The 249-nt window shown below is 41.8% G+C and carries 1 protein-coding gene; it reads left to right on the forward strand.

What is annotated here, in order from left to right; all coding sequences use genetic code 11:
* Positions 1-249, forward strand: a 249-nt coding sequence (locus SB659_RS20215; RefSeq protein ID WP_410551720.1) for a hypothetical protein, incomplete at both ends; no start/stop codon positions are given.

Here is a 249-nt window from a genome sequence, read left to right on the forward strand (position 1 = left end):
GGCTGGCGTTGTACCAGTAGTCAATGATCAGGTGGAAAAAGAAGGTGTAAATGTAGGATATAAGCCTTTCCTTTATCGTATTGGAGGGAGTGCAGCTGCAGCAGTTTTGGGTTTTATGATGGTGAAGATGCTGCCACAGGACGATAAGAGCAAACCTCTTTCAAAGAATTATTCAGATTTAAATATGGTTGGCGGTAGAAATTCAGGAGATCAGGAAGATAGAAATATTCAGGGAAAGCCCACAATGAG

This window comes from Arthrobacter sp. SIMBA_036, from assembly GCF_046535135.1.
GTDB lineage: Bacteria > Actinomycetota > Actinomycetes > Actinomycetales > Micrococcaceae > Arthrobacter.